The sequence below is a fragment of the Mycobacterium sp. TH-M25 genome (genome assembly GCF_057473665.1).
Genome location: NZ_JBYCLA010000069.1, coordinates 1 through 5,419 on the forward strand (window position 1 = coordinate 1; position 5,419 = coordinate 5,419).

The 5,419-nt window shown below is 63.8% G+C and carries 5 protein-coding genes; 4 read left to right on the forward strand and 1 reads right to left on the reverse strand.

What is annotated here, in order from left to right; genetic code table 11:
• Positions 1 to 238: 238 nt before the first annotated feature.
• The 3 genes from AC2VOU_RS02505 to AC2VOU_RS02515 all read left to right on the forward strand — a co-directional run bounded on the left by AC2VOU_RS02505 (position 239) and on the right by AC2VOU_RS02515 (position 3,609).
• Positions 239 to 484 (forward strand): ribbon-helix-helix protein, CopG family, encoded by a 246-nt coding sequence (locus tag AC2VOU_RS02505; protein WP_486955943.1) that lies wholly within the window; start codon positions 239 to 241, stop codon positions 482 to 484.
• Entirely contained in the window at positions 471 to 779 is a 309-nt protein-coding gene (locus tag AC2VOU_RS02510) for a type II toxin-antitoxin system PemK/MazF family toxin (RefSeq protein WP_486955939.1), read from the forward strand. The genes AC2VOU_RS02505 and AC2VOU_RS02510 overlap by 14 nt, the downstream gene beginning before the upstream one ends.
• Before the next feature lie 187 nt (positions 780 to 966).
• A complete protein-coding gene (locus AC2VOU_RS02515; protein WP_486955940.1) occupies positions 967 to 3,609 on the forward strand; it encodes a GH92 family glycosyl hydrolase in 2,643 nt (880 codons plus the stop codon).
• Positions 3,610 to 3,984: 375 nt separating this feature from the next.
• On the opposite strand, the gene AC2VOU_RS02520 is transcribed toward AC2VOU_RS02515, so the two are convergent.
• The gene (locus AC2VOU_RS02520; RefSeq protein WP_486955941.1) at positions 3,985 to 4,416 is read right to left on the reverse strand and encodes a very short patch repair endonuclease; all 432 of its coding nucleotides are present in this window, start codon (positions 4,414 to 4,416) and stop codon (positions 3,985 to 3,987) included.
• A 62-nt stretch (positions 4,417 to 4,478) separates the two neighbouring features.
• On the opposite strand from AC2VOU_RS02520, the gene AC2VOU_RS02525 reads away from it, so the two are divergent.
• On the forward strand, positions 4,479 to 5,419 hold a 941-nt coding region (locus AC2VOU_RS02525), incomplete at its 3' end, for a DNA cytosine methyltransferase (protein WP_486955942.1).

Below are 5,419 nucleotides of genomic sequence, written 5' to 3' on the forward strand. Positions count from 1 at the left end.
CGTATCGGCTACCTCTGACATGTATACGAGTTGATCTCGACGGTGAACTCTGGTTCGCCGAATTCAATTGCTGCTCAACAAGAACGATGTGTGAACGCTCCATCGCTGTCTGCGCGTCGCGTCCGCTGCCGGACGTTTCCTAGCATCACCGACGTCGGGTCCAGCCACTCACAATGGCTCAGCGGCCAGCGCGACGGTGGTCGGCCGGTGTCATACAGATTAGAATCAATGTATGACAATGATCAGCGTGCGCGTCGACGACGCCGACGCAGCGAAGATTGAGCAGTGGGCGCAGCGGCTGGACATCGACCGGTCTGAGCTCGTTCGCGATGCGCTGCGACGCCACTTGGCTGAGCTCGCGGCCGACCAGGACGTGCACGCGTACGCCGAAAAACCCTTGACGGACGACGAGAAAGCGCTCGCCCAGATCGCCGATTGGGGGCCAGCGGAGGACTGGGCGGACTGGGCCGATGCGGCGCGGTGAACTCTGGTTCGCCGCCACGCCTGGCGGTGACCGGCCGGTACTGGTCCTTACCAGGGATCCCGTCGCCGACCGGATCGGCGGGGTCGTCGTCGCGGCACTGACCCGGACCCGCAGGGGACTGGTGTCGGAGCTGCAGCTGACCGCTGCCGAGGACCACGTGCCTAGCGATTGCGTCGTCAACTTCGACAACATTCACACGCTGCCGCGCGCCGCGTTGCGCCGGAGGATCACGCGCTTATCCCCAGCACGTCTGCACGAAGCGTGCCGCACACTGCGGGCAAGCACGGGATGCTAAAGCGTATCGGTCGCGGACACCGCCCCGCACAATCTGTTCGTGGCGGCGGAGCGGCTGAACTAGGGTCGGCCGCAACTGTCTAACGCCCCGCCGCGAGCGTTGAAACAAGGTGCATGACTGAGTGGTATCGGCCGCCCCACCGATCCGCCTCCCACGCGAAGCGCCGGCTCAGGAGCAGAATGCGGCTATGCGGTCACGACGGGGTGCCGTGGCGGTTATCGCGGCGGCGGTGCTGGTCAGCGCGATGCTGGTCAGCGCCACGCCAACGTCCTATGAGCCGCCGCCGATGGTGGCGAACCCGGTCGAGCACGTCGACACCCTGATCGGTACGGGCAACGGCGGCAAGACGGTGGGGGAGATCAACAACTTCCCGGGCCCGTCGGTGCCGTTCGGGATGGTGCAGTACTCGCCGGACACCGTCGGCAACTATGCGGGCTACAGCCACTCCAATGGGCGGTCCACCGGGTTCAGCATGACGCACGCCTCGGTGGGGTGCCCGGCGTTCGGTGACATCTCGATGCTGCCGACGACGAGCCCGGTCGGCTCGGAGCCGTGGAACGCCTCGGAGGAAATCGCGCACGACAAGCACGAGCGCGGCGTGCCCGGCTACTACGCAGTGCGACTGCCTTCCGCAGGCGTCGAGGCCGAACTGACCGCCACCAACCGCACGGGCATTGGGCGATTTCACTATCCGAACGATCGTGCGGCGCGGTTCTTCGTGCGCCCCGGCGGATCACTGGGCGGCACCTCGGCGGCGAAAATCAAGATCGAAGACGACAACACCACGATCACCGGGCAGGCGACCAGCGGCGGGTTCTGCGGCAAGGACAACGTCTACACGGTGTACTTCGCGATGAAGTTCAGCAAGCCGTTCACATCGTTCGGCACCGGGGACGGCTTCGACGTATTTCCCGACGGCCGCAGCGCCTATTCGAGCTATCAGGGGTCCAGCGGGGGATACGTCGAGTTCCCGGCCGGCTCGGACCTCGAGGTGCGAACCGCGTTGTCCTACGTCGACATTGACGGAGCCCGCAAGAACCTCGACGAGGCCGCGGTGAGCTTTGACGATGCGCGCACCGCCGCCTCCAAGCAGTGGAATGACGCGTTGTCGCGGATCAGGGTTGCCGGCTACACCGAGGACGACATCGTCACGTTCTACAGCGCGCTCTACCATTCGCTGTTGAACCCCAACACATTCAACGACGTCGACGGCCGCTACATCGGCTTCGACCGCGAACTTCACACTGTGCCGCCGGGCCACACCCAGTACGCCAACTACTCCGACTGGGACACCTATCGCGGGGTGGCCGCGCTGCAGGCGATGGTGTTTCCGCGGGAGGCCAGCGACATGGCGCAGTCGTTGGTCAACGACGCCGAGCAGAGTGGGTCGTTCCCGCGGTGGGCGCTGGCCAACACCGCGACCGCGGAGATGACCGGCGACAGCGTGGTGCCGCTGATCGCGAACTTCTATGCGTTCGGCGCCAGGGACTTTGACGTCGACCGTGCGCTGCACTTCATGCTCGATGCCGCGACCGAAGGCGGAGTCGGGCGGCGCGGTTACGTGGAGCGGCCGGCGGTGGGGACGTATGTGCAACGCGGCTACCTGCCGTTACCGTCTTCGTCGTGCCACGGGTCGTTCCCGGCCGCGTCGATTTCGTTGGAGTGGTCGGTCGACGACTTCGCGATCTCCCAATTCGCCTCGGCGTTAGGCGATTCTGAAGCTGCTGCTGAGTTTCAGGACCGGGCGCAGTACTGGCAGAACCTGTTCAATCCCACCACGCACTCGATTCAGCCGCGTAATGCCCTGGGGTTTTTCCCTGCGGGCCCAGCGGTGGTGCCGCCCGGTGAGGGCTGCTTCAGCCAGGTCGGGTTCGACGAGGGCAACGCCGAGCAATACGTCTGGTACGTGCCGCAAAATGTGGCCGGCCTGGTGAGAGCACTTGGTGGGCGCGATGCGGTGTCGAAGCGGCTGGACAAGTTCACCTCGAAGCTCAACGTTGGTCCGGTGGAGCCGTATCTGTGGGCGGGTAACGAACCGGACTTCGCGGTGCCGTGGCTGTACAACTACATCGGGCAGCCCTGGAGGACACAGGAATTGGTCGACCGAATTCGCGGCACGCTGTTCAGTCCGACACCTGATGGCGAGCCGGGCAACGACGACCTGGGCGCGATGTCGGCGTGGTATGTGTGGGCGTCGATGGGTCTATATCCTTTTGTGCCCGGCACGTCGACGTTGACGGTGAATACGCCGTTGTTCGATCGCATCGACATTGCCCTTCCCGCAGGCAAATCCATTCGGATCTCGGCGCCCGGTGCGTCCGGGCTTCACCGGATGCAATATGTTGCCGGCCTGCATGTCGATGGGCGGTCGACGGATAAGACGTATCTTGTGGAGTCGATGCTCGCCGATGGTGGGGAGTTGGCGTTCTCGCTGTCGCCGAAACCGAACAAGTCGTGGGGGACCGCCGCATCGTCGGCGCCGCCGTCGTTCGGAGCGGGGAGCCTGGCAGTGACGATGAACGTGTCGCCGGCTTTGGTGGCGGTGGATGCCGGGACGTCGACGGATGTGACGGTCAACGTGCAGCGGATGGTCGACGGGCCGAGTGATTACGAGATCAGCGGAAAGTCTTACGAAGCAGGGATTTCCGCGGAGCCGGTATCGGGAAAGTTCGGCGACGACGGGTCTGGGACGTCGACGGTGACGGTCAAGGTGGCGGAGTCGGTGCCGGATGGGTATTACCCGCTGGTGCTGACGACCAAGGTGGGGGCGGGGGAGCGGACGTTCATGTTGCTGGTTGCGGCGGGGGAGGGTGAGGTGGCGGGCGGCTGAGTCATGCGAATCGACAGTTGTTCAGAGTTGAATCTGTCTAACGCTATGATCGCGTCAATTCGTGATGAATCGAATGGAGCGAATCTGCATGGCATTTATCGATGAGTTCACATCGGTGCCGTCTACCGCCTCATCGCTTCATGGGCCAGTTTTGTGCGGTTGGCGGGTATTCGATACTGAGGGTAAGCGAATCTTGCAGTTGGACACCTATGGTTCGCAGGACCGTCAGATTCGCGGCAAAGTGTCTCAGAGCATTCAAATCGACAGGGAAAGCGCAGGTACGCTGCTGAAGCTCATCCGGGACGCCTTCCCTGGTCTGTAAGTCCGAGCTTTTGCTGTTTTTTTGCAGGTCGGTGCTGACATTGGTTAGGGTATTCAGCGGTTTTGGTTAGGCGGGCTCGCGGAGACTGAGGTGTGCACTACCTTGGCCACTTTGGCAGGTGGCTCGTGTTCCCAGAACCGCAACACTGTCCAGCCCGCAGCCTCCAGCGCCTCATCCGTGGCGAGATCGCGCGCTCGGTTCCGCGCTACCTTGGCCGTCCAGTAGTCGGAGTTAGCGCTTGGTTGACGGTGGTGGATCGGGCAGCCATGCCAGAAGCAACCATCGATGAACACCGCCACTCGCCGACGGGTGAATACCATGTCAGCCGTCCGGCGCAGCTTTGGCAATGGGCGAGTGTTAACGCGGTAGCGCAACCCCATCGCGTGAACAAGTTTCCGCACCGCCAATTCCGGGGCTGTGTCCCGGCTGCGGTTCCCCTGCATGGAGCGACGGGTGTGGTCGCTGGACGCCCACGATTTGGCCACCTCAGCGACGCTATCGGAGCGTCACCCCAGCGTTGTCGCCGGCGGCCGATACTGTGAGCCGCGTGGGGAATGTAACTCCGCTTCGCGGCGCTCGATCCAAGCCGAAGGCCATTGAGTTTTTCGCGGGCATCGGCCTTGCCCGTATGGGGCTGGAAAAGGCTGGTTTCCAGGTGACATGGGCTAATGACTATGAGGCCGACAAACGCAATATGTATCTCGGCCAGTTCGGAGAGTCGAACGGCCATACCTTCGCGCTCGGCGACATCGCCGACGTCGAGGCGATCGATTTGCCGGCCGACGCGTCGCTCGCGTGGGCATCATCCCCTTGCACTGATCTGTCGCTGGCGGGAGCCCGCGCCGGTTTGGCTGGCCGGGAGTCGGGTGTGTTCTGGCATTTTGTGAAATTGCTCGAGCGCCTTGGGAAAAGCCGCCCGCCGGTGGTGGTGCTCGAGAACGTAACTGGGCTCGCCACTTCGCACGGCGGCGATGACTTGACTGCGGCTATCGTCGCCTTTAACGACCTTGGTTATTCGGTCGACGTGTTGGCGCTCGACGCGCGGCGGTTTCTGCCGCAGTCGCGCCCGCGCATGTTCATCATCGGCGCGCTGGACGCGCCCGCCGATACCGCCGAGCCGCACTGTGAGTTGCGCCCTGATTATCTTCAGTGGGTGTTTGGCGACCCGGGTCTCCGCACTCACCGGGCACCTCTGCCCACGCCGCCGCCGCCACGAATTGGAGGCCTCGCTTCGATCATTGAGGACTTGTCGGTCGACGACGAGCGGTGGTGGGACGCCGCGCGGACGGATGCGTTCGTGGCGTCTTTGTCGCCTATGCAACGTGCGCGCGTTCTGGAGCTCAGGAGTGGCGAGGGTGCCAAGTACCGAACCGCTTACCGCCGCACCCGTGCCGGTGTGGCCGTCTGGGAAGTGCGTCCTGATGACATCTCCGGCTGCCTGCGGACAGCGCGCGGGGGGTCCTCGAAGCAGGCGGTGGTGAAGCTGGG

What these genes read in the sequence shown, in the direction of transcription:
- AC2VOU_RS02505 (WP_486955943.1), top strand. Translation starts at nt 239, where the DNA reads ATGATCAGCGTGCGCGTCGACGACGCCGACGCAGCGAAGATTGAGCAG.
- AC2VOU_RS02510 (WP_486955939.1), top strand. Translation starts at nt 471, where the DNA reads ATGCGGCGCGGTGAACTCTGGTTCGCCGCCACGCCTGGCGGTGACCGG.
- AC2VOU_RS02515 (WP_486955940.1), top strand. Translation starts at nt 967, where the DNA reads ATGCGGTCACGACGGGGTGCCGTGGCGGTTATCGCGGCGGCGGTGCTG.